General features: G+C 60.2%; 16 protein-coding genes. 11 read left to right on the plus strand and 5 right to left on the minus strand.

Annotation, left to right across the window (positions count from 1 at the left end; translation table 11 throughout):
• Position 1 precedes the first annotated feature (1 nt).
• Entirely contained in the window at positions 2-1,378 is a 1,377-nt protein-coding gene (gene glmU, locus Q8L25_RS01465) for a bifunctional UDP-N-acetylglucosamine diphosphorylase/glucosamine-1-phosphate N-acetyltransferase GlmU (RefSeq protein WP_308923229.1), read from the minus strand.
• A gap of 29 nt (positions 1,379-1,407) precedes the next feature.
• Between glmU and Q8L25_RS01470 the strand changes: the two genes are divergently transcribed.
• The 5 genes from Q8L25_RS01470 (at position 1,408) to Q8L25_RS01490 (ending at position 4,585) form a co-directional block, all read left to right on the plus strand.
• Positions 1,408-2,304 carry a DUF6279 family lipoprotein gene (locus tag Q8L25_RS01470; RefSeq protein ID WP_308923230.1) on the plus strand — a complete coding sequence of 299 codons (897 nt, stop codon included), beginning with the start codon at positions 1,408-1,410 and terminating at the stop codon, positions 2,302-2,304.
• Positions 2,305-2,372: 68 nt separating this feature from the next.
• Complete coding sequence (gene rsmD / locus Q8L25_RS01475; RefSeq protein WP_308923231.1) at positions 2,373-3,032, plus strand: 16S rRNA (guanine(966)-N(2))-methyltransferase RsmD; 660 nt, start codon at positions 2,373-2,375, stop codon at positions 3,030-3,032.
• Between the two features lie 100 nt (positions 3,033-3,132).
• On the plus strand, positions 3,133-3,630 hold the full coding sequence (coaD, locus tag Q8L25_RS01480) for a pantetheine-phosphate adenylyltransferase (protein ID WP_308923232.1): 498 nt from the start codon (positions 3,133-3,135) through the stop codon (positions 3,628-3,630).
• A gap of 15 nt (positions 3,631-3,645) precedes the next feature.
• Positions 3,646-3,909 (plus strand): YfhL family 4Fe-4S dicluster ferredoxin, encoded by a 264-nt coding sequence (locus Q8L25_RS01485; protein WP_308923233.1) that lies wholly within the window; start codon positions 3,646-3,648, stop codon positions 3,907-3,909.
• 82 nt (positions 3,910-3,991) lie between these two features.
• Positions 3,992-4,585 (plus strand): chalcone isomerase family protein, encoded by a 594-nt coding sequence (locus tag Q8L25_RS01490; protein ID WP_308923234.1) that lies wholly within the window; start codon positions 3,992-3,994, stop codon positions 4,583-4,585.
• Positions 4,586-4,640: 55 nt separating this feature from the next.
• Here Q8L25_RS01490 and Q8L25_RS01495 read toward each other — a convergent pair whose 3' ends face one another.
• Complete coding sequence (locus tag Q8L25_RS01495; protein ID WP_308923235.1) at positions 4,641-4,862, minus strand: hypothetical protein; 222 nt, start codon at positions 4,860-4,862, stop codon at positions 4,641-4,643.
• Between the two features lie 196 nt (positions 4,863-5,058).
• On the opposite strand from Q8L25_RS01495, the gene Q8L25_RS01500 reads away from it, so the two are divergent.
• A complete protein-coding gene (locus Q8L25_RS01500) occupies positions 5,059-6,039 on the plus strand; it encodes a LysR family transcriptional regulator (RefSeq protein WP_308923236.1) in 981 nt (326 codons plus the stop codon).
• Here Q8L25_RS01500 and Q8L25_RS01505 read toward each other — a convergent pair whose 3' ends face one another.
• Together Q8L25_RS01505 and Q8L25_RS01510 are read right to left on the minus strand one after the other, a co-directional pair.
• Positions 6,040-7,599 carry a methyl-accepting chemotaxis protein gene (locus tag Q8L25_RS01505; RefSeq protein WP_308923237.1) on the minus strand — a complete coding sequence of 520 codons (1,560 nt, stop codon included), beginning with the start codon at positions 7,597-7,599 and terminating at the stop codon, positions 6,040-6,042.
• Between the two features lie 203 nt (positions 7,600-7,802).
• Positions 7,803-8,258: an Lrp/AsnC ligand binding domain-containing protein gene (locus tag Q8L25_RS01510; RefSeq protein ID WP_010393827.1), complete on the minus strand. Its 456-nt coding sequence runs from the start codon at positions 8,256-8,258 to the stop codon at positions 7,803-7,805.
• Positions 8,259-8,466: 208 nt separating this feature from the next.
• On the opposite strand from Q8L25_RS01510, the gene putA reads away from it, so the two are divergent.
• Positions 8,467-12,120: a trifunctional transcriptional regulator/proline dehydrogenase/L-glutamate gamma-semialdehyde dehydrogenase gene (putA, locus tag Q8L25_RS01515; RefSeq protein ID WP_308923238.1), complete on the plus strand. Its 3,654-nt coding sequence runs from the start codon at positions 8,467-8,469 to the stop codon at positions 12,118-12,120.
• Positions 12,121-12,188: 68 nt separating this feature from the next.
• Here putA and Q8L25_RS01520 read toward each other — a convergent pair whose 3' ends face one another.
• Entirely contained in the window at positions 12,189-12,965 is a 777-nt protein-coding gene (locus Q8L25_RS01520; protein WP_308923239.1) for a 5'-methylthioadenosine/adenosylhomocysteine nucleosidase, read from the minus strand.
• Between the two features lie 1,344 nt (positions 12,966-14,309).
• Here Q8L25_RS01520 and Q8L25_RS01525 point away from each other — a divergent pair.
• From Q8L25_RS01525 to Q8L25_RS01540, 4 genes are all read left to right on the plus strand, one after another.
• Positions 14,310-15,947: a GMC family oxidoreductase N-terminal domain-containing protein gene (locus tag Q8L25_RS01525; protein WP_308923240.1), complete on the plus strand. Its 1,638-nt coding sequence runs from the start codon at positions 14,310-14,312 to the stop codon at positions 15,945-15,947.
• 121 nt (positions 15,948-16,068) lie between these two features.
• Complete coding sequence (locus tag Q8L25_RS01530) at positions 16,069-16,839, plus strand: ABC transporter ATP-binding protein (RefSeq protein WP_308923241.1); 771 nt, start codon at positions 16,069-16,071, stop codon at positions 16,837-16,839.
• Positions 16,839-17,561: an ABC transporter ATP-binding protein gene (locus Q8L25_RS01535; RefSeq protein ID WP_308923242.1), complete on the plus strand. Its 723-nt coding sequence runs from the start codon at positions 16,839-16,841 to the stop codon at positions 17,559-17,561. The genes Q8L25_RS01530 and Q8L25_RS01535 overlap by 1 nt, the downstream gene beginning before the upstream one ends.
• A 49-nt stretch (positions 17,562-17,610) precedes the next feature.
• On the plus strand, positions 17,611-18,819 hold the full coding sequence (locus tag Q8L25_RS01540; protein WP_308923243.1) for an ABC transporter substrate-binding protein: 1,209 nt from the start codon (positions 17,611-17,613) through the stop codon (positions 18,817-18,819).
• Positions 18,820-18,851 lie beyond the last annotated feature (32 nt).

Consider the following 18,851-nt stretch of genomic DNA (forward strand, 5'->3'; position numbering starts at 1 on the left):
CTTATTTCGGCTTCTTGATCGGGCGGTGCCAGCCTTCGACGGTGGTCTGCTTGGCGCGCGAGATGGTCAGCTTGCCGGCCGGCGCATCTTTCGACAGGGTGGTGCCGGCGCCCAGGGTGGCGCCCTTGCCGACCGTCACCGGTGCGATCAGATGGCTGTCGCTGCCGATAAAGGCGTCGTCTTCGATCACCGTGCGCGATTTGTTGACGCCGTCGTAGTTGCAAGTGATGGTGCCGGCGCCGATGTTGACGCGCGAGCCGATGGTGGCGTCGCCGATATACGCCAGGTGATTGGCCTTGCTGTTGGCGGCCACCTGGCTGTTTTTGACTTCGACGAAGTTACCGATATGCACTTCTTCCGCCAGCATGGTGCCGGGGCGCAGGCGCGCGTACGGGCCGATCAGCGAACCGGCGCCAACGATGGCTTCTTCGATATGGCAGAACGGCTTGATGTGCGCGCCAGCCGCGATCCTGGCATTGACCAGCACGTTATTGGCGCCCACGCGCACGCCGTCGCCCAGTTCCACCCTGCCTTCGAACACGCAGCCGACGTCGATGGTGACGTCGCGTCCGCAGATCAGTTCGCCACGCACATCGATGCGGGCCGGGTCCATCAGGGTGACGCCGCGCTCGAGCAGGGCCAGCGCGATATTGTTCTGGTGAATCCGTTCCAGCTGGGCCAGTTGCACCTTGCTGTTGACGCCAGCGACTTCCCACACGGCGCCGGGCTGGGCCGAGGTGACAGGCACGCCATCGGCAACGGCCTGGGCAACGATGTCGGTCAGATAGTATTCACCTTGCGCATTGTTGTTCGACAGCGCAGACAGCCATTTCTTCAGTTGCACGGTCGGCGCGACCATGATGCCGCTGTTGATTTCCTTGATGGCGCGCTCGTCCGCGGTAGCGTCCTTTTCCTCGACGATGCGCACGATGGCGCCATTTTCGCGCACGATGCGGCCCAGGCCGAACGGATCGTCCTGCACCACCGTCAGGATCGCCAGCTGGCCGTTGCCGGCCGCCTGCACCAGCTTTTGCAGCGAGCCGCCGCTGGTCAGCGGCACGTCGCCGTACAGGATCAGGGTAGGAACGTTATCGTCCAGCAAAGGCAGCGCTTGCTGCACGGCGTGGCCGGTGCCCAGCTGCTGCGCCTGCTCGGCGGCGGCGATGTCCACCGACTGCCCGGACTTGTACTGGTCGAGCAGTTTCAGCACCGCTGCGCCCCCATGTCCGTAAATCACGCATAATTTGGACGGCGCCAAGGTGCGCGCCGTATCGATCACATGCGACAGCAGCGGCTTGCCAGCCAGTGGGTGCAGTACTTTTGGCAGTGCCGACTGCATGCGTTTCCCCATACCGGCGGCGAGAATGACAACGTTCATAGTCCGTATTTATTTTATAAGTTAAGAATATGAAAAAGTTTAACACGCGGGCCCCTCTCCACCAGCGCTTTACTTGTGCATTGCTGGTCCTGATGCTGGTCGTCGTGGCCGGCTGCAGCAGCTTGCGCCTGGCCTACAACAATGGCGACACCGTGCTGTACTGGTGGCTCAACGCCTATGTCGACCTGGACCGCGACCAGAAAGGCTGGGTACGCGAAGATATCGACAAGCTGTTCGACTGGCACCGCAAGACCCAGCTCAAGGACTATGTGGAAATCCTGCGCAAGGGCCAGAAGCAGGTGCAGGGCAACCCCACCCAGGCGGACTTGCTGGCCGATTACAGCGAAATCAAGAGCCGCACCCAGTCGCTGCTGCTGAAAGCGGCCCCCGACCTGGCCGACCTGGCCCGCTCGCTGAAGCCGGAACAGATCGCGCAGATGGAAAAGAAGTTCAAGTCGAACAATGACGACTATCGCAAGAAGTTTCTCACGGGCGACCAGGAGAAACGCCAGCAGCTGCGCTACAAGAAATCGATGGAACAGTTCGAACTGTGGTTCGGCAGTTTCAGCGGCGAACAGGAAACCCTGATCCGCAAGGCGTCCGACGCGCGGCCGCTGGACAATGAAATCTGGCTCGACGAGCGCATGCGCCGCCAGCGCAATGTACTGACCCTGGTACAAAAGGTACAGAACGAAAAGCTGGGCAAGGAAGCCACCGTGGCCCTGATCAATACCCTGATCAAGGACAGCTTCGAGCGCCTGGAACACTCTGATCGCAAGGCCTTTTTTGATGCATTTGAAAACAGCACGGCGCAAATGATACTGACCGTGATCAAGATCGCCACGCCGGCGCAAAAAGCCCATGCCGTCAAGCGCATGCAGGGCTGGATCGACGACTTCAATTCGCTGGCGGCGCAGCCGAAATAAGCCGCGCCAGCACAGGGGCGGCGGGGGCCATATGCTATAGTGGCCGCCACCGAATTGAAGACATCCCCATGCAAAAGAAAGTTAAAAAACCCACCAAAGTCCCGGTCCACCATGCACCGCCACCGAACCAGGTGCGCATTATCGGCGGACAATGGAAGCGCTCCGTATTGCCCGTGCTGCAGGCGCTGGGCTTGCGCCCGACACCTGACCGCGTGCGCGAAACCGTATTCAACTGGATCAATCACCTGCGCGACGGCGACTGGGCCAATGCCCACGTACTCGACCTGTTCGCCGGCAGCGGCGCGCTCGGCTTCGAAGCGGCCAGCCGCGGCGCGGCGTCCGTCACCATGGTCGACACGCATACGCCCGTGATCCGCCAGCTGGAAGACAACAAGACCAAGCTGCGCGCTGACAACGTGCAGCTGCTGCGCGGCGACGCCTTGCTGACGGCGCAAGGACTGGCGGCGCGCGGCCAGCGTTTCGACCTGATCTTCCTCGATCCGCCTTACCAGCAAGATTTCCTGGCCAAGGTATTGCCGTTGTGCGCCCATCTGTTGAAAGAGGGCGGCATCGTCTACGCGGAATCGGGGCTGTCGATGGTGTTCGATGAAAACAGCGAACTGGACAAGCCGGACTGGATGGCGCCGTGGGAAGTCATCCGCGCCGATAAAGCAGGGACGGTTTATTATCATTTGCTAACTTACAACAAAGTGGCGGCAACGGCGTGAATCTGCTTATAAATTGAGCAGAAATAGCCCCCGGCCCAAGGCAAATCACCAAATTCAGGCATAATGCGCGTCTATATTGGTGCATCGTCAGGGAGCCGCAATGGTTGTAGCCGTTTATCCGGGAACGTTCGATCCGCTCACGCGCGGTCATGAAGATCTGGTGCGCCGCGCATCGGGTCTGTTTGACAAGCTGATCGTGGGTGTGGCCGACAGCAAGAACAAAAATCCGTTTTTCTCGCTCGACGAACGCCTGGAAATTGCCAACGAAGTGCTCGGTCATTATCCAAATGTGCAGGTGGAAAGCTTTTCCGGCCTGCTCAAGGATTTCGTGCGCAAGCACGAAGCGCGCGTGATCGTGCGCGGCCTGCGCGCCGTCTCCGACTTCGAATACGAATTCCAGATGGCCGGCATGAACCGCTATCTGCTGCCTGAAGTTGAAACCATGTTCCTGACGCCGTCCGACCAGTACCAGTTTATTTCGGGCACCATCGTGCGCGAAATCGCGGCGCTGGGCGGCGACGTCTCCAAGTTTGTCTTCCCCTCGGTCAACCGCTGGCTGCAAAACAAGATTGCCGCCAACGCTGCATTGCCGGAATAAGCAAGAGTAAAAATCATGGCACTACTGATCACCGACGAATGCATCAATTGCGATATCTGCGAGCCCGAGTGCCCGAATGACGCGATCTACATGGGCGCCGAAATCTACGAAATCGACCCGAACAAGTGCACCGAATGCGTGGGCCACTTCGACGAGCCGCAATGCCAGCAAGTGTGTCCGGTCAGCTGCATCCCGCTCAATCCGGCCTGGATCGAAACCCGGGAACAGCTGACGGCCAAGTACGAACGCCTGCAAGCCGAACTGCCGCTGAAAGCGTAAACATTCCGGCCGCCAAGCTGCGCGGCCCTCTTCCGGCAACTGCTCTACACTGTCCCTTCGCTTATTCCACGGAAGGCAGCAGATGCTCAGCATATCCCGACTCGGCCGCTCGCTGGCCACCGCCTGTCTCTGCGCCACCTTGGCGCAGCCGGCGCTGGCCGTCGATGTCGGCGGTATCAAGCTCGACGACACGGTGCAACTGGCGAACCAGGCCTTGAAACTGAATGGCGCCGGCGTGCGCTACAAGCTGATCTTCAAGGTCTACACCATCGCGCTGTATTTACCGGAAAAGAAGAGCCAGCTGGCCGACATCATGGCGCTGCCGGGGCCGCGCCGGCTGGAAATCGTCATGCTGCGCGATATCAGCTCCGACGACCTGGGCAAGTCCTTCATGGAAGGCCTGAACCGCAGTTCCGACCAGGCCGACCGCACGCGCCTGCTGAGCCAGACGATGCAGCTGGGCGCCATGTTCGAAATGGTGCCGGGCCTGAAAAAAGGCGACATGCTGACGGTCGACTGGCTGCCCGAGGAGGGGACTTTGTGCCGGCTGAACGGCAAGCAACTGGGCGAGAAGGTGCCCGACCTGGCTTTCTATAATGCGCTGCTGAAGATCTGGATCGGCGCCCATCCGGCCGATCTGCAATTGCGTGCGCATTTGCTGGGCGAGGTGGGCTGAACCACGGACGTAAAAAAAGCCGGTGTAACCGGCTTGTTGCATCTGCGGGAACAACTTACGCGCGTGAGGCCAACTCGCGCGCCAGGCGCTGCTCGCGGCTCAGCTTGGGACGCACCACCAGTACCAAGGCGCGGGCGATACCGACCAGCAAGGGCTTGAACACCAGCGCAAACACGCCGATGGCCAGCAGCGCCAGCGCTACTTGCAGGACAGTGCTGAAGGGGAGGTCCAGTACGGGTGCGGATACTGCGTACAGGGCGGTAGCGAAGGTAGACATGATTTCCAGTGCATTATAGAATTTGGCAGTACTATAGTGCAGTGCAACATATAAATCTAATTCCATTTCCTGATACCAATTATATGAATCATGAATGGAAAATTGTAATATTTTTTTACGAGTGAAATCAATCCGCCCCGGCGCGGTTTACACTGGTAAATAATTTATCTGAATTCAACTTTACCTTGGACTTTCCATGAGTTTTCTGACGCTGGATCTAAACTTGCTGCGTGTTTTCGACGCCGTCATGACGGAACAAAACCTGACGCGCGCGGCCGGCCATCTGGCAATGACACAGCCGGCGGTATCGAACGCCATCAAGCGCCTGCGCGAAAGCCTGGGCGATGAGTTGCTGATCCGCACGGCGTATGGCGTGAAACCGACGCCGCGCGCCGAAGCGCTGTGGCCGTCCGTGCGCTCGGCGCTGGCCAGCCTGGAAGCGGCGGTGACGCCGGAAACCTTCGATGTCTCGAAAACCCATGCCACCTTCCGCATGGCGATGGCCGACGCCACGGCCGCCTTCTGGCTGCCGTCCCTGATGCGCTCGATCGAGCGCGAGGCGCCGGGCGTGAATGTGCGCATGATGCCGCTCACCACGCGCGAACCGCGGCCGATGTTGCTGCGTGGCGACATCGACCTGGCGGTCGGCTTCTTTCCCGGCGTGGCGGCGCAACTGTCCAGCGAAACGGGTTCGCCGATCCGCCACGAGCGCCTGTATTCCGGCAAATATGTGTGCGTGATGCGGCGCGGCCATCCGCTGGCCAACCAGGAACTGACCCTGGACAACTATTGCGCGGCGAACCATTTGCTGGTGAGTTTTTCCGGCCGCGCTCACGGCCTGATCGACGAAGCGCTGTCGCAGATCCACCGTGAACGGCGCATTTTATTGACCGTGAACCAGTTCTTCACGGCCGGCCGCGTGGTGGCCAACTCCGACCTGATCACGGTCCTGCCGCGCCACCTGATCGCCTCGACCGGCATGACGGAATCCCTGCTGTACAAGGATTTGCCGCTGACCTTGCCTGCGGTCCACCTGGACATGCTGTGGCACGAACGCGACGCGCGCAGCCCGGCCCACAAATGGCTGCGCAATCACCTGGAGGGCATGAATACGCCGGTGTTGCGCTCGGCCACGGCCGCCGGCGGTGGCGTCGCACCCAAGCCTCACGTCGACTAATTACTCACGAGCACTGGAACGGTAGCCCACGCGGAAACCGCCCCAGTGCTTGCCGTCCACATAGATGGGCGCCGACAGGTCATGCATGACCTCGCCCGTATCCCTTTTATACGTTTGCAACAAAAACGGCCGCGTATTGCTGCCGCAGCGCGCGCCCGTGCGGTCGCTGAAGATGCGCTTGGTACGGTTGTGCACGATGTCGTGCTCGTAGTCGCCCGTCAGTGGTTGTGAAAATTTCTTGTTGTGGGTCGGAAAGTAGCCATTCGTATCGACCGCGCCTGCGTACGCCAGCTGGGGCAGGGCGGCCAATAACGCTTCCTGCAGGTCCGGCAGGACCTTGTCGGTAAACGCGTCGAACTGGGTCGTGTGCTTGGGCGGATTGGTATGCGGTATCGGCCGGTAATGGCGGTCGAACAGCGCGTCGCGGGTGATGCGCCCGGCGGCAATCGCCTGCTCGAACAGTTTGCCCACATCGCGCGCGGCCTGCTGGGCGGCGACGCGGATCTCGTCGTGCGGCGTGGACACGGTGGATTCGCCCAGCGCGCTGGCGATCACTTCGGCCCGTTCGGCCAGAGCCATCGCCGATTGCGTGGCGCGCGGCAATTCGGTATTGGTCGAGAGCATGCTGTCGCGGATCTGCACGATGGCGTCGGCAATCACTTGCGTGGTGTCCACATGTTCGCGCGAGGCACGGGCGATCTGGCCGATCTCGTCTTCCGACACGCCCGACGATTCCTCGATATGGCTCAGTGAGCCATGCACGCTTTCCACATTGCGCGCCGCTTCCGTCACGCCGGCCGCCAAGGATTGCATGCCGCGCGCGGCGCGTTCGGCCTGTTCATTGATTTCGCGCACCATCACGCTGATCTCGTCGCTCGCCTCCTTGGTGCGCTGCGCCAATTGCCGCACTTCGCCGGCCACCACCGCAAAGCCGCGCCCATGTTCGCCGGCCCGCGCCGCCTCGATGGCGGCGTTCAGCGCCAGCAGGTTGGTGCGCGCGGAAATATCGGAAATCGCTTCCGTAAAGCCGGTGATGCGTTTCGATTTGTCCTGCAGGCTCAGCATGGCGGTGGATGCCGCTTGCGCATCTTCGCGGGCGCGGTTGACGCGCTGCAAGCCCTGGTCCAGTTCGGCGCGCGCCGCCACGCTTTCCCCCCGTACGCCGGCGGCCACTTTGGCGGCCCGCTCGGCATTGGCGGCGATTTTTTCGGTGGTGCGCGCATTCTGTTCGGAACTGTCGGCGATATCGCTGGCCGTCTGCACGTCCAGGTCGACCTTCTTTTTCACCGAATCGACGAAATACGAGGTTTCCGCCGCGCCGATCATGATGGCGTCGATCGCGCGCCCGACCGTGTCGGCAAACAGGTGCAGCCCCTGGTCGCCCTGGCTGCGGCCGGCCAGCGCCAGCAGCGCGGCGCCGACCACGGCGGCCAGCACGGCGCTCAGGTAAGGCGAGGTGGCGCCCGCCAGCTGCAGCAGGAACACCAGGCAACAGGCCAGCACGATGGCCAGGACAGTCAATAGAAAGAAACGTACCAGCTGGTGCGGCAACTGCTTCATTGGTCCCCCGCTGCGAGAATCCGTGCCGGCCCCAGGCGGGGCAGGCTGTAGCCGGATACGGGCGTGCACGATTGCACGCACCGCACCTTGATCCCGACGTCTGCGCGTCGTGTCAGGCGGCTACCGGATGGCAGAATAGTAGTTCCACCCTACAACATTTATCCGCTTAGCTCAATCGGAAAAATGGCAAGGGGCTACCGAGGTCATTTGATCGGCAATTTGGTGGTATTTTTGACTTCTTCCATCACCGCATAGGTGTGGGTTTCACGCACGCCTTTTTGCAGCAGGGTCTTGCCGAGGAATTCGCGGTAGGCCGCCATGTCCTTCACGCGCGCCTTGACCAGGTAATCGAAACCGCCGGCCACCATATGACATTCCAGTACCTCCGGGATGATTTGTACGCTATGCTTGAAGGCGTCGAACACTTCCGGCGTGGTGCGGTCGAGCACGACTTCGATAAACACCAGCAGCGACACGTCGAGCAGTTGCGGATTCAACTGGGCCGTATAGCCCATGATGTAGCCCGATTCATGCAGCTTGCGCACGCGCTCGAGACAGGCGGCCGGCGACAGGTTCACGCGCGCGGCCAGCTCCACATTGCTGATGCGTCCATCGCTCTGCAATTCCATCAAGATTTTCTTGCTTATCTTGTCCAGCATCCGAAGCACTCCCCAAATAAATATTATTTGGTTAAATTGTCGCATCAAAAACTATCTATTGCTAGCCCTCTGTATTACCAGAATTAATCCATAAGAATCCCCTTTACAATCGAATCATCTTAACATCCGACTTTCTGTATTCTTTTGCACTAAAAAAGGGCAAAAAATACCGCCGGTTCCGTCATCTTTTTCCTTGTAAAGAGTCCCTATGCACCCTGCTGGCCACCCGGCTTTTACCCCGCATCCATTCGCCGCGCTCCAGGCGGAAATCCTGCCCGAAGCGACGGCGCCACGCGCCGCCATCACTGCCGCCTACAGGCGCGACGAGGTTTCCGCAGTGCAGTGGCTGTTGCAGCAGGTACGCCCTTCCAGCACCGAAACCACCGCCGAAGGCCAGGCGCTGGCGCACCGTCTTGTGTCAAACGTGCGCCAAAAACGCACACGCGCGTCCGGCGTCGATGCACTGATGCATGAGTTCTCTTTATCGTCGGAAGAGGGTGTGGCCCTGATGTGCCTGGCGGAAGCGCTGTTGCGTATACCTGACACTCAGACGGCCGACCGCTTGATTGCCGACAAAATCAGCAAGGGGGACTGGAAAAAGCATCTGGGCGAATCGCCGTCGATGTTCGTCAATGCGGCCACCTGGGGCCTGCTGATTACCGGCAAGCTGGTCGGCACCAGCAGCGAATCGGGCCTCGGTTCGGCCATGACCCGCCTGATCGCCAGGGGCGGCGAACCGCTGATCCGCAAAGGCGTGGACCTGGCCATGCGCATGCTGGGCAACCAGTTCGTCACGGGCCAGACCATCGAAGAAGCACTGAAAAACAGCCACGACAATGAAACCCGCGGCTACCGCTACTCCTACGACATGCTGGGCGAGGCCGCCCTGACCGAACAGGATGCGGCCAACTACTACGCCTCGTATGAAACGGCGATCCACGCCATCGGCAAGGCGTCCAATGGCCGCGGCATCAGGAACGGCCCCGGCATTTCCGTCAAATTGTCGGCCTTGCATGCGCGCTACAGCCGCGCCCAGCGCGCCCGCGTGCTGGCCGAGTTGCTGCCGCGCGTGAAAGCGCTGCTGCTGCTGGCCAAGCAGTACAACATCGGCTTCAATATCGATGCGGAAGAGACCGACCGCCTGGAATTGTCGCTCGACCTGATGGAAGCACTGGCGTTTGACGCCGATCTGGCCGGTTTCGACGGCATCGGCTATGTGGTGCAGGCGTATCAGAAACGCTGCCCGTTTGCCATCGATTACCTGATCGACCTGGCCAGGCGCAGCGGCCGCAAATTCATGGTGCGCCTGGTCAAGGGCGCGTATTGGGATGCGGAAATCAAGCGCGCCCAGGTCGATGGCCAGGACGGCTATCCGGTCTACACGCGCAAGGTCTACACGGATGTCTCGTACCTGGTGTGTGCGCAAAAACTGCTGGCCGCCAGCAGCCTGATCTACCCGCAGTTCGCCACGCATAACGCGCAGACGCTGGCAACGATCTACACCTGGGCCAGGCGCGACGGCATTACCGATTATGAATTCCAGTGCCTGCACGGCATGGGCGAAACCCTGTACGACCAGGTGGTGGGACCGGCCAACCTCGACAAGCCATGCCGCATCTATGCGCCGGTCGGTTCGCACGAAACCCTGCTGGCCTACCTGGTGCGCCGCCTGCTGGAAAACGGCGCCAACTCGTCTTTCGTCAACCAGATCGTCGACGAAAACGTGGCCATCGACAGCCTGATCCGCGATCCTCTGGAGCAAGCGCGGCTGCAGGGCGGCTTGCCGCATCCGGCGATCCCTTTGCCGCTGGCCATGTTCGGTGGCGAGCGCAAGAATTCCGCCGGCATCGACCTGTCGAACGACGAGACCTTGCGCGCGCTGGCCGATGGCCTGGCGCAGCCGCATGCCTGGCAGGCCTCGCCGCTGATCGACGGCGCCGTCAGCCTGAATGCGCCAACCTTGAATATCTGCAATCCGGCGCGCCACGACGACCAGGTCGGCAAGGTCGCTGAAGCGTGCCCGGCCGACGTGGAAACGGCCTTGGCGGCCGCCAGCGCCTTCGCTCCCGCATGGCAGGGTACGGAAGCCTCCTTGCGCGCCCATGCGCTGCGCCGCGCGGCCGACCTGTTCGAAGAGCATCACGTCGAGCTGATGGCGCTGGCCGTGCGCGAAGCGGGCAAGTCGCTGCCGAACGCGATCGCGGAAATTCGCGAAGCGGTCGATTTCTTGCGCTATTACGCGGCCGAGGTCGACCATGCGCCGGCCACCGTGGCGCTGGGTCCGGTCACCTGCATCAGCCCGTGGAATTTCCCGTTGGCCATTTTCACGGGCCAGGTCGCCGCCGCGCTGGCGGCCGGCAACGTGGTGCTGGCCAAGCCGGCCGAGCAGACGCCGCTGATCGCCTGGCGCGCCGTGCAGCTGCTGCACGAAGCGGGCGTGCCGCGCGGCGCGCTGCAGTTCCTGCCCGGCAGCGGCGAAGTGGTGGGCGCCGCCCTGTGCCAGGACGCGCGTGTCAAGGGCGTGATCTTTACCGGCTCGACCCAGGTGGCGCAGCTGATCAACCGCACCCTGGCCGCGCGCGGCGTGGCGGAAAACCTCGATATTCCGCTGATCGCCGAGACCGGCGGCCAGAATGCGCTGATCGTCGACTCCTCGGCCTTGCCGGAACAGGTGGTGCAAGATGTGATGTCGTCGGCGTTCGATAGCGCCGGCCAGCGCTGCTCGGCCCTGCGCGTGTTATTCCTGCAGGAAGAAATCGCGGATAAAACCATCAGGATGCTCAAGGGCGCGATGCAGGAACTGCGCGTCGGCAATCCTGATCGCCTGGCCACCGATATTGGCCCCGTCATCGATGCCGAAGCGCAAGGCAATCTGCTGGCCCATATCAACCGCATGAAAACCGTGGCGATCGACCATTTCTCGCTCGACCTGCCGCCCGTGGAAGGCACGTTTGTCGCGCCGACCGTGCTGGAAATCAAGTCGCTGGACCAGCTGACGCAGGAAGTGTTCGGCCCCGTGCTGCACGTGATCCGCTACCAGCGCGCCCATTTGCCGCAGCTGGTGCAGTCGATCAACGACAGCGGCTATGGCCTGACCCTGGGCATCCATACCCGCATCGATGAAACCATCGACTTCATCACCCAGCGTGCGCATGTGGGCAATATCTATGTGAACCGCAATATCGTCGGCGCCGTGGTCGGCGTGCAGCCGTTCGGCGGCGAAGGCAAGTCGGGCACCGGCCCGAAGGCGGGCGGTCCGCTGTATTTGAAACGCCTGCAGCGCAATGCGCCGGCGGGGGCGCAGCATCAGCGCCAGGCGGCGCCGGCGCTCGACGCGCTGATCGTCTGGGCCAAGATGCACGGCCACGACCAGGTGATGCAGCTGGCCCAGGAATACACGCGCACCACCTTGCTGGGCAGCACCATCGTCTTGCCGGGCCCGACGGGCGAACGCAATACCTTGAGCTTTGCCGCGCGCGGCACGATCCTGTGCGCGGCCGCCACCTCCGGTGTGCTGATCAACCAACTGGCGGCGGTCCTGGCGACCGGTAACCAGGCGCTGGTGCTGGCGCAATCCGTCAGCCTGATCCCGGCCGACTTGCCGGCGGCCCTGAAAGACCGCATCCAGGTCATTACGGATATTTCGTCGGGCGAACACGATTTCCAGATCGCCATGATCGAAGCGGCACTGGCCGGCGAGCTCAAACCGCTGCTGGCGGCCCGTGAAGGGGCCGTGGTGGGCACCATAGCGACGACGGCTGACTCCGCCATCCCGCTGTGGCGCCTGGTCGCCGAGCGGGCGCTGTGCGTGAATACGACGGCGGCCGGCGGCAATGCCAGCCTGATGATGCTGAGCGTGTAAGCTCAGTGTTCAATTGATGGCGCTTTAAAAAGGCAGAACCTGCGGGTTCTGCCTTTTTTTTGAGCCAATCATTCTGCCAGGCGCTGGCACAGCCGTTTGATCGTGCCAAACGCATAACGCGAGGCCACGCTGTGCACGAAGCGCATGAAGTCGACGGCCGCCTCTTCATTGGCGTTGTCCGACACCGTGCGCATGATGGTAAACGGCACGCCCAGTTCGAAACACACTTGCGCCACGGCCGCGCCTTCCATTTCGACGGCCAGCAGGTCAGGCAGATCCGCTTTCAACTGGTTCACATGGGCGGCGCTGCCGATGAACTGGTCGCCGCTGGCGATCAGGCCACGGTGCACCTGCGGTTGCTGCAAATTGAATTGTGCAATTTCCAGCGGATCGAGCACTGCTTGCGCATCCTCGCGCAAAAAATCCTGGGCGGCGCCGGCCAGTTGTTCGCTCAACGCCAGGTCGGTGGCAAAGCGCTGCAAGCCTGTCAGCGGCACTTCGAAGCGGGGAAACAGGGGGCGCGCATCCATATCGTGCTGCAGCAGGGCTTCGGCGACCACGATATCGCCTACTTTCACCAATTTATCCCCACTGCCGGCCACGCCGGTGAAGACGATGTGGGTAACTCCGAACTTTTCCACAAGCAAAGAAGCCGTCATGGCGGCGGCAACCTTGCCCAGACGCGACAGGACGCACACAGCGTCGATATTCCACAGCTGTCCAAGGGTGTAGACCCGCATGCCGTGCGAACGCGTGACGGCCCCTTGCATGGCTTCTACCAGCCCCTGCTGTTCTTCATGCAAGGCGCTGATGATCCCCAAACGCATTTTTTTGTCTGTATTCATGTGTTTTTCACTGGTTTTGCGGGATTGAAAACGTTAACCGAAGCCGTTGACGGCGCTTTTCCACCGTTCGCGTTTGTTTCTGTGTTTTAAATAAAGAGGTATACATAAAAATAGTAGTGATAGTAAACGCGTGTTTTTCTGTGGATAAGTCGGTATACCGTCGCGTTAACAAGCACTTAGGCCCTAAAAAAGGCGCTGCATAAGCATTGTATCGAGGCCGGACTTGTTTGGGATAAAAGTTCGCCTGTGGACAAAGAACGACTTTTCCCACATCTCATCCTGTGGATATACAGGCAGTTATCCACACCAGGCAGCAAAAACCACGGTTTTCACGGTTGCCGCCGTGCTGTTGGCGCACCTGGATGGCTGGCCAGCATGTTGGCCAAGGTCGACTACGGATTCCTGCAGACGGTTTGGCAGTGACTGTCAGCGTCGCCGTTAACGTTTTTTTTTTGCGCTATTTGCCGGTTTTTGGAAAAAACGGCGAGGTTTGCGTTTTTTTGTCGGTTTACAATAGATTCATATATAAAAATAGTAGTAATAGTAAACGTCGATCTTTCTGTGGATAAGTCGTTTTTTTTCAACAGGATCAATCGTTTACGCGAAAAAAAAAGCCTGCATAAAGCCTGTATCGCCGAAGGAGCAAAATTGTATAAAATATCGGCGCTGCGCTAACTTCATGTTTACGCACAAGTCATCCTGTGGATATCGACTGACTTATCCACAACCGTTCTGAAACTTCCCTTTTTTGCACTGTGCAGACCTTGCCTGATCCGTCGGCAGGTGTTCGTTCGCGCGTCGTTTCCCGCAAGACGGTTTGGCAGTCTCGACGTTGTCGTGCTGGCTTGCCGTTTTTTGCTGGCTCAGTGTTGGCGCGATTTTTTTTTAGCTGGGCCAGAGCTGCATCAAACGGATTAGCCATGGCGAGGCCAACTGCGCGTGACCAGGTTTACCCTAACAAGATCGTATACAAGAATAGTAATAGTAGTTAACGCAGGACTTTCCTGTGGATAAGTACAGATTTATCCTTGTAAACAAAAACTTGGCGCGCGTATAAACGCTGGGCAAGGGTTGTATGACAGCTGAACAGTTTTGGGACAAAAAAATCGTCCCTGAAAAATTTTTCGTTTACGCACATAGTGTACCTGTGGATATCCATACACTTATCCACAGCTGGAAAGGGTGTTTTTGAGCACGGATTGCGCAGGCTGAGCAATTAATGTCGCCGAGCAAGGACACTGGTGGTAATCTGCTTTGCGACTCATGCACGAACAGACTCTGGTAATGGCAAGCGGCGAGGAGACACGCCGCCCACCCTCGAAAGTATTACCGAAAGGAGCTTCATTGGAATCGGCAGGCGAATTCGACTACATCATCATCGGTGGCGGTACGGCAGGGTGCGTGCTGGCCAACCGGCTCACGCGCGACCAGAACGCCAACGTCTTGCTGGTGGAAGCGGGCGGCAAGGACGACTATGTGTGGATACACATTCCTGTCGGCTACCTGCATTGCATCGGCAATCCGCGCACCGACTGGCTGTATTCCACCCAGGCCGATGCGGGCCTGGGCGGGCGCAGCCTGATTTATCCACGTGGAAAAGTGCTGGGCGGCAGCTCGTCCATCAACGGCATGATTTATATGCGCGGCCAGGCACAGGACTATGACCGCTGGGCCGAGCTCGCCGGCGACGCGTCCTGGGGCTGGGACCAGGTGCTGCCGCTGTTCCGGCAAAGCGAGGATTATCATGGCGGCGCATCGAGCCACCACGGCGCCGGCGGCGAATGGCGGGTGGAAAAACAGCGCTTGTCATGGGATATCCTGAACGCTTTCCGTGATGCGGCGGAACAGGTCGGCATCCCGAAAACGCCGGATTTTAATCGCGGCGACAACAGCGGCAGCAGCTATTTCGACGTCAACCAGCGCCGCGGCATCCGCTGGAATACCTCGAAAGCGTTCTTGAAGCCGGCCTCGCGCCGGCCCAATCTGACCATCATGACGGGCTGCCACGTGGAACGGCTGCAGATCAGCGCCTCGGATAACGGTCCGCGCTGCACCGGCATCACGTTTACGGGCGGCGGCACGCAGTGGCAGGCGACGGCGCGGCGCGAAACGCTGCTGACGGCTGGCGCCATCGGTTCACCGCATCTGCTGCAATTGTCCGGCATCGGTCCGGCCGCCTTGCTGCGGCAACATGGCATCGCGCCCATGGTCGACGCCCCTGGCGTGGGCGGCAATCTGCAGGATCATTTGCAGCTGCGCATGGTGTTCAAGGTGCAGGGTGTGAAAACCTTGAACATGATGGCTGGCAATTTGCTGGGCAGGATGCAGATCGGCTTGCAATATGCGCTGTTCCAGAGCGGGCCGATGTCGATGGCGCCGTCGCAGCTGGGCGCGTTTGCCCGCTCCGACCCGGGCCAGGCCACGCCGAATCTGCAATATCACGTACAGCCCTTGTCGCTCGACAAATTCGGCACGCCCTTGCATGCGTTTCCCGCATTTACGGCCAGCGTCTGCAATCTGCGCCCGACCTCGCGCGGACAAGTACAACTGGCGTCGAACGACAGTTATGCGCCACCAAGCATTGCCCTCAATTACCTGAGTACGCCGGAAGACCGCCAGGTGGCGGCGGACGCCTTGCGCCTGACGCGCAGCATCGTCGCCGCGCCGGCCTTGCAGCGGTTTGCGCCGCAGGAATACAAGCCGGGTCCGCAATACCAGACGCAAGCCGAGCTGGTGCAGGCGGCCAGCGAGATCGGCACGACGATTTTCCATCCTGTCGGTACTTGCCGCATGGGCTTGGCCAGCGATCCTTTATCGGTGGTCGACAGCCAGTTGCGGGTGATCGGCGTGGCGGGCTTGCGCGTGGTCGATGCCTCCATCATGCCGTATATCACTTCGGGCAATACCAACTCGCCGACCGTGATGATCGCGGAAAAGGCGGCGCACATGATACAAAAATGCTGGAAACCCGAGACGGTTTGAACTTGCTTGCAGCAGGATAGCGAGGCGAAAATCCCCGTAGTTATACTGTATTGTGCGGCAAATTCAAGTTGTGTATTATAAAAAAGACTAAGTAGTACAAAAAGTACAACTAGGAGACACGATGTCAAACATCATCTTGGAAACAAGAAATTTGACCAAGGAATTCAAGGGCTTCACCGCTGTGAGCGATGTGAACCTGCAAGTGGAACGCGGCCATATCCACGCCTTGATCGGCCCTAACGGCGCCGGCAAGACCACGTGTTTTAACCTGCTCACGAAATTCCTGGTTCCCACTTCCGGACAGATCCTGTTCAATGGAAAAGATATCACGGCCGCGAAACCGGCCCAGATCGCCCGCATGGGGGTGATCCGTTCTTTCCAGATTTCCGCCGTTTTCCCGCATCTGTCGGTGCTGCAGAATGTGCGCATCGGCTTGCAGCGCCAGCTCGGTACCTCGTTTTATTTCTGGCAAAGCGAACGCGCCTTGAACCAGCTCAACGACCGCGCCATGGCTTTGCTCGCTGAAGTGGACCTTACCGAGTTTGCCGATACCATCACGGTCGACATGCCATACGGCCGCAAGCGCGCGCTCGAGATCGCCACCACCCTGGCGATGGAGCCGGAAATGATGCTGCTCGATGAACCGACGCAGGGCATGGGCCACGAAGACGTGCACCGCGTCACCGAGCTGATCAAGAAGGTCTCGGCCGGCCGCACCATCCTGATGGTGGAACACAATATGAGCGTGGTCTCCGGTATCTGCGACAAGATTTCCGTGCTGCAGCGCGGCGCCATGCTGGCCGAGGGCAGTTATGCGGAAGTGTCGCGCAATCCGCAGGTGATGGAAGCGTATATGGGCACCACCCACGCCGAACTGGAAGGAGCGCATTGATGACGTCTGCAAACAAAGCGCCGGCGCTGGAAATTTCGCAGCTGCAAACCTGGTATGGCGAGTCGCACATCTTGCATGATGTGAACCTGAAAGTGCAGCAGGGCGAGGTGGTCACTTTGCTGGGCCGCAATGGCGCCGGCCGCACCACCACCTTGCGCGCCATCATGGGCCTGACGGGCGCGCGCACCGGCTCGATCAAGGTCAACGGCGTCGAAGCGATCGGTTTGGCCACGCACAAGATCGCCCACCTGGGCATCGGCTATTGTCCCGAGGAGCGCGGCATTTTTTCTTCGCTGTCGACGGAAGAAAACCTGATGCTGCCGCCCAACCTGGCCAGCGGCGAGAAGGGCATGTCGGTGGCGGAAATCTACGCCATGTTCCCCAACCTGCAGGAGCGCCGCCACAGCCAGGGCACGCGCCTGTCCGGCGGCGAACAGCAGATGCTGGCCGTGGCGCGCATCTTGCGCACGGGCGCGCGCCTGCTGCTGCTCGATGAAATTTCGGAAGGCCTGGCGCCCGTCATCGTGCAGGGCCTGGCGCGCATGATCACCACCCTGAAAGCGAAGGGATACACCATCGTTATGGTGGAGCAGAATTTCCGGTTTGCCGCACCGCTGGCGGACCGGTTTTATGTGATGGAGCATGGTCAGATCGTCGAGACTTTTGCTGCATCCGAACTGGAGGCCAAGATGCCGGTACTGACCGAGCTGCTTGGCGTGTAGTGCGAGCGATCGAATTCAATAGCAAACAATAATTTCCAACGGAGACACCATGAAACGTAACGCTATCGCCATTGCCACCGCTGCCATTTGCGCAGTGGGCTTTTCCTCCTTCGCTCACGCCCAGGTCTCGGGCGACACCATCAAGATCGGTTTTATTTCGGACATGTCGGGCGTCTATTCCGACGTCGATGGCTTGGGTGGCGCCGAAGCCATCAAGATGGCGATCGCCGACGCCGGCGTGGTCCTGGCTGGCAAGAAAGTGGAATTCATTTCCGCCGACCACCAGAACAAGGCCGATATCGCCGCCTCCAAGGCACGCGAGTGGTTCGACCAGCAGGGCGTGGACATGCTGATCGGCGGCACCAATTCCGGCGCCAGCCTGGCGATGGCCAAGGTCGCGGCCGAAAAGAAAAAAATCTTCGTTGCCATCGGCGCCGGCTCCTCGCGCCTGACCAATGAAGAATGCTCGCCGTACACCGTGCACTACGCCTACGACACCGTGGCGCTGGCGCGCGGCACCGGCGGCACCATCGTCAAGCAGGGCGGCAAGAACTGGTATTTCATGACGGCCGACTATGCGTTTGGCCACTCGCTGGAAAAAGACACGGCCGAGGTCGTCAAGGCGGCCGGCGGCAAGGTGCTGGGCAGCGTCAAGCATCCGCTGGGCGCCTCCGACTTCTCGTCCTTTCTGCTGCAGGCGCAAGCGGCCAAGCCACAGATCCTGGGCCTGGCCAATGCCGGTGGCGACGCCATCAACAGCATCAAGGCCGCCAATGAATTCGGCGTGTCGAAAAATGTCAGGCTGGCGGGCTTGCTGATCTTTATCAACGACATCCATTCGCTGGGCCTGAACCTGACGCAGGGCATGTACCTGACCGATGGCTGGTACTGGGATTTGAATCCGGAAACGCGGGCCTGGTCGAAACGCTATTTCGACAAGATGAAGAAAGAGCCGTCGATGCTGCAGGCCGCCGACTACTCGGCAGCAAGCAACTACCTGAAAGCCGTCAAGGCGCTCGGTACCGACGATTCCGACAAGGTCATGGCCTACCTGAAAAAGACCAAGATCAACGACATGTTCACCAAGAACGGCGAAGTGCGTCCCGACGGCCGCATGGTGCACGACATGTATCTGATGGAAGTGAAAAAGCCGGCCGAGTCGAAATACCCATGGGATTACTACAAGGTGGTGGCCACCGTGCCGGGCGCGCAGGCGTACCTGACCAAGGCCGAATCGAAGTGTTCGCTCTGGAAATAAACTAACGGCACTGCCCGCCTGGCGCCATGCCA

Source organism: Janthinobacterium sp. J1-1, from assembly GCF_030944405.1.
Lineage (GTDB): Bacteria > Pseudomonadota > Gammaproteobacteria > Burkholderiales > Burkholderiaceae_D > Janthinobacterium.

What these genes read in the sequence shown, in the direction of transcription:
- Q8L25_RS01485 (WP_308923233.1), top strand. Translation starts at nt 3,646, where the DNA reads ATGGCACTACTGATCACCGACGAATGCATCAATTGCGATATCTGCGAG.
- Q8L25_RS01505 (WP_308923237.1), bottom strand. Translation starts at nt 7,599, where the DNA reads ATGAAGCAGTTGCCGCACCAGCTGGTACGTTTCTTTCTATTGACTGTC.
- Q8L25_RS01530 (WP_308923241.1), top strand. Translation starts at nt 16,069, where the DNA reads ATGTCAAACATCATCTTGGAAACAAGAAATTTGACCAAGGAATTCAAG.
- putA (WP_308923238.1), top strand. Translation starts at nt 8,467, where the DNA reads ATGCACCCTGCTGGCCACCCGGCTTTTACCCCGCATCCATTCGCCGCG.
- Q8L25_RS01510 (WP_010393827.1), bottom strand. Translation starts at nt 8,258, where the DNA reads ATGCTGGACAAGATAAGCAAGAAAATCTTGATGGAATTGCAGAGCGAT.
- Q8L25_RS01495 (WP_308923235.1), bottom strand. Translation starts at nt 4,862, where the DNA reads ATGTCTACCTTCGCTACCGCCCTGTACGCAGTATCCGCACCCGTACTG.
- Q8L25_RS01520 (WP_308923239.1), bottom strand. Translation starts at nt 12,965, where the DNA reads ATGAATACAGACAAAAAAATGCGTTTGGGGATCATCAGCGCCTTGCAT.
- Q8L25_RS01470 (WP_308923230.1), top strand. Translation starts at nt 1,408, where the DNA reads ATGAAAAAGTTTAACACGCGGGCCCCTCTCCACCAGCGCTTTACTTGT.
- Q8L25_RS01540 (WP_308923243.1), top strand. Translation starts at nt 17,611, where the DNA reads ATGAAACGTAACGCTATCGCCATTGCCACCGCTGCCATTTGCGCAGTG.
- coaD (WP_308923232.1), top strand. Translation starts at nt 3,133, where the DNA reads ATGGTTGTAGCCGTTTATCCGGGAACGTTCGATCCGCTCACGCGCGGT.
- glmU (WP_308923229.1), bottom strand. Translation starts at nt 1,378, where the DNA reads ATGAACGTTGTCATTCTCGCCGCCGGTATGGGGAAACGCATGCAGTCG.
- Q8L25_RS01500 (WP_308923236.1), top strand. Translation starts at nt 5,059, where the DNA reads ATGAGTTTTCTGACGCTGGATCTAAACTTGCTGCGTGTTTTCGACGCC.
- rsmD (WP_308923231.1), top strand. Translation starts at nt 2,373, where the DNA reads ATGCAAAAGAAAGTTAAAAAACCCACCAAAGTCCCGGTCCACCATGCA.
- Q8L25_RS01490 (WP_308923234.1), top strand. Translation starts at nt 3,992, where the DNA reads ATGCTCAGCATATCCCGACTCGGCCGCTCGCTGGCCACCGCCTGTCTC.
- Q8L25_RS01535 (WP_308923242.1), top strand. Translation starts at nt 16,839, where the DNA reads ATGACGTCTGCAAACAAAGCGCCGGCGCTGGAAATTTCGCAGCTGCAA.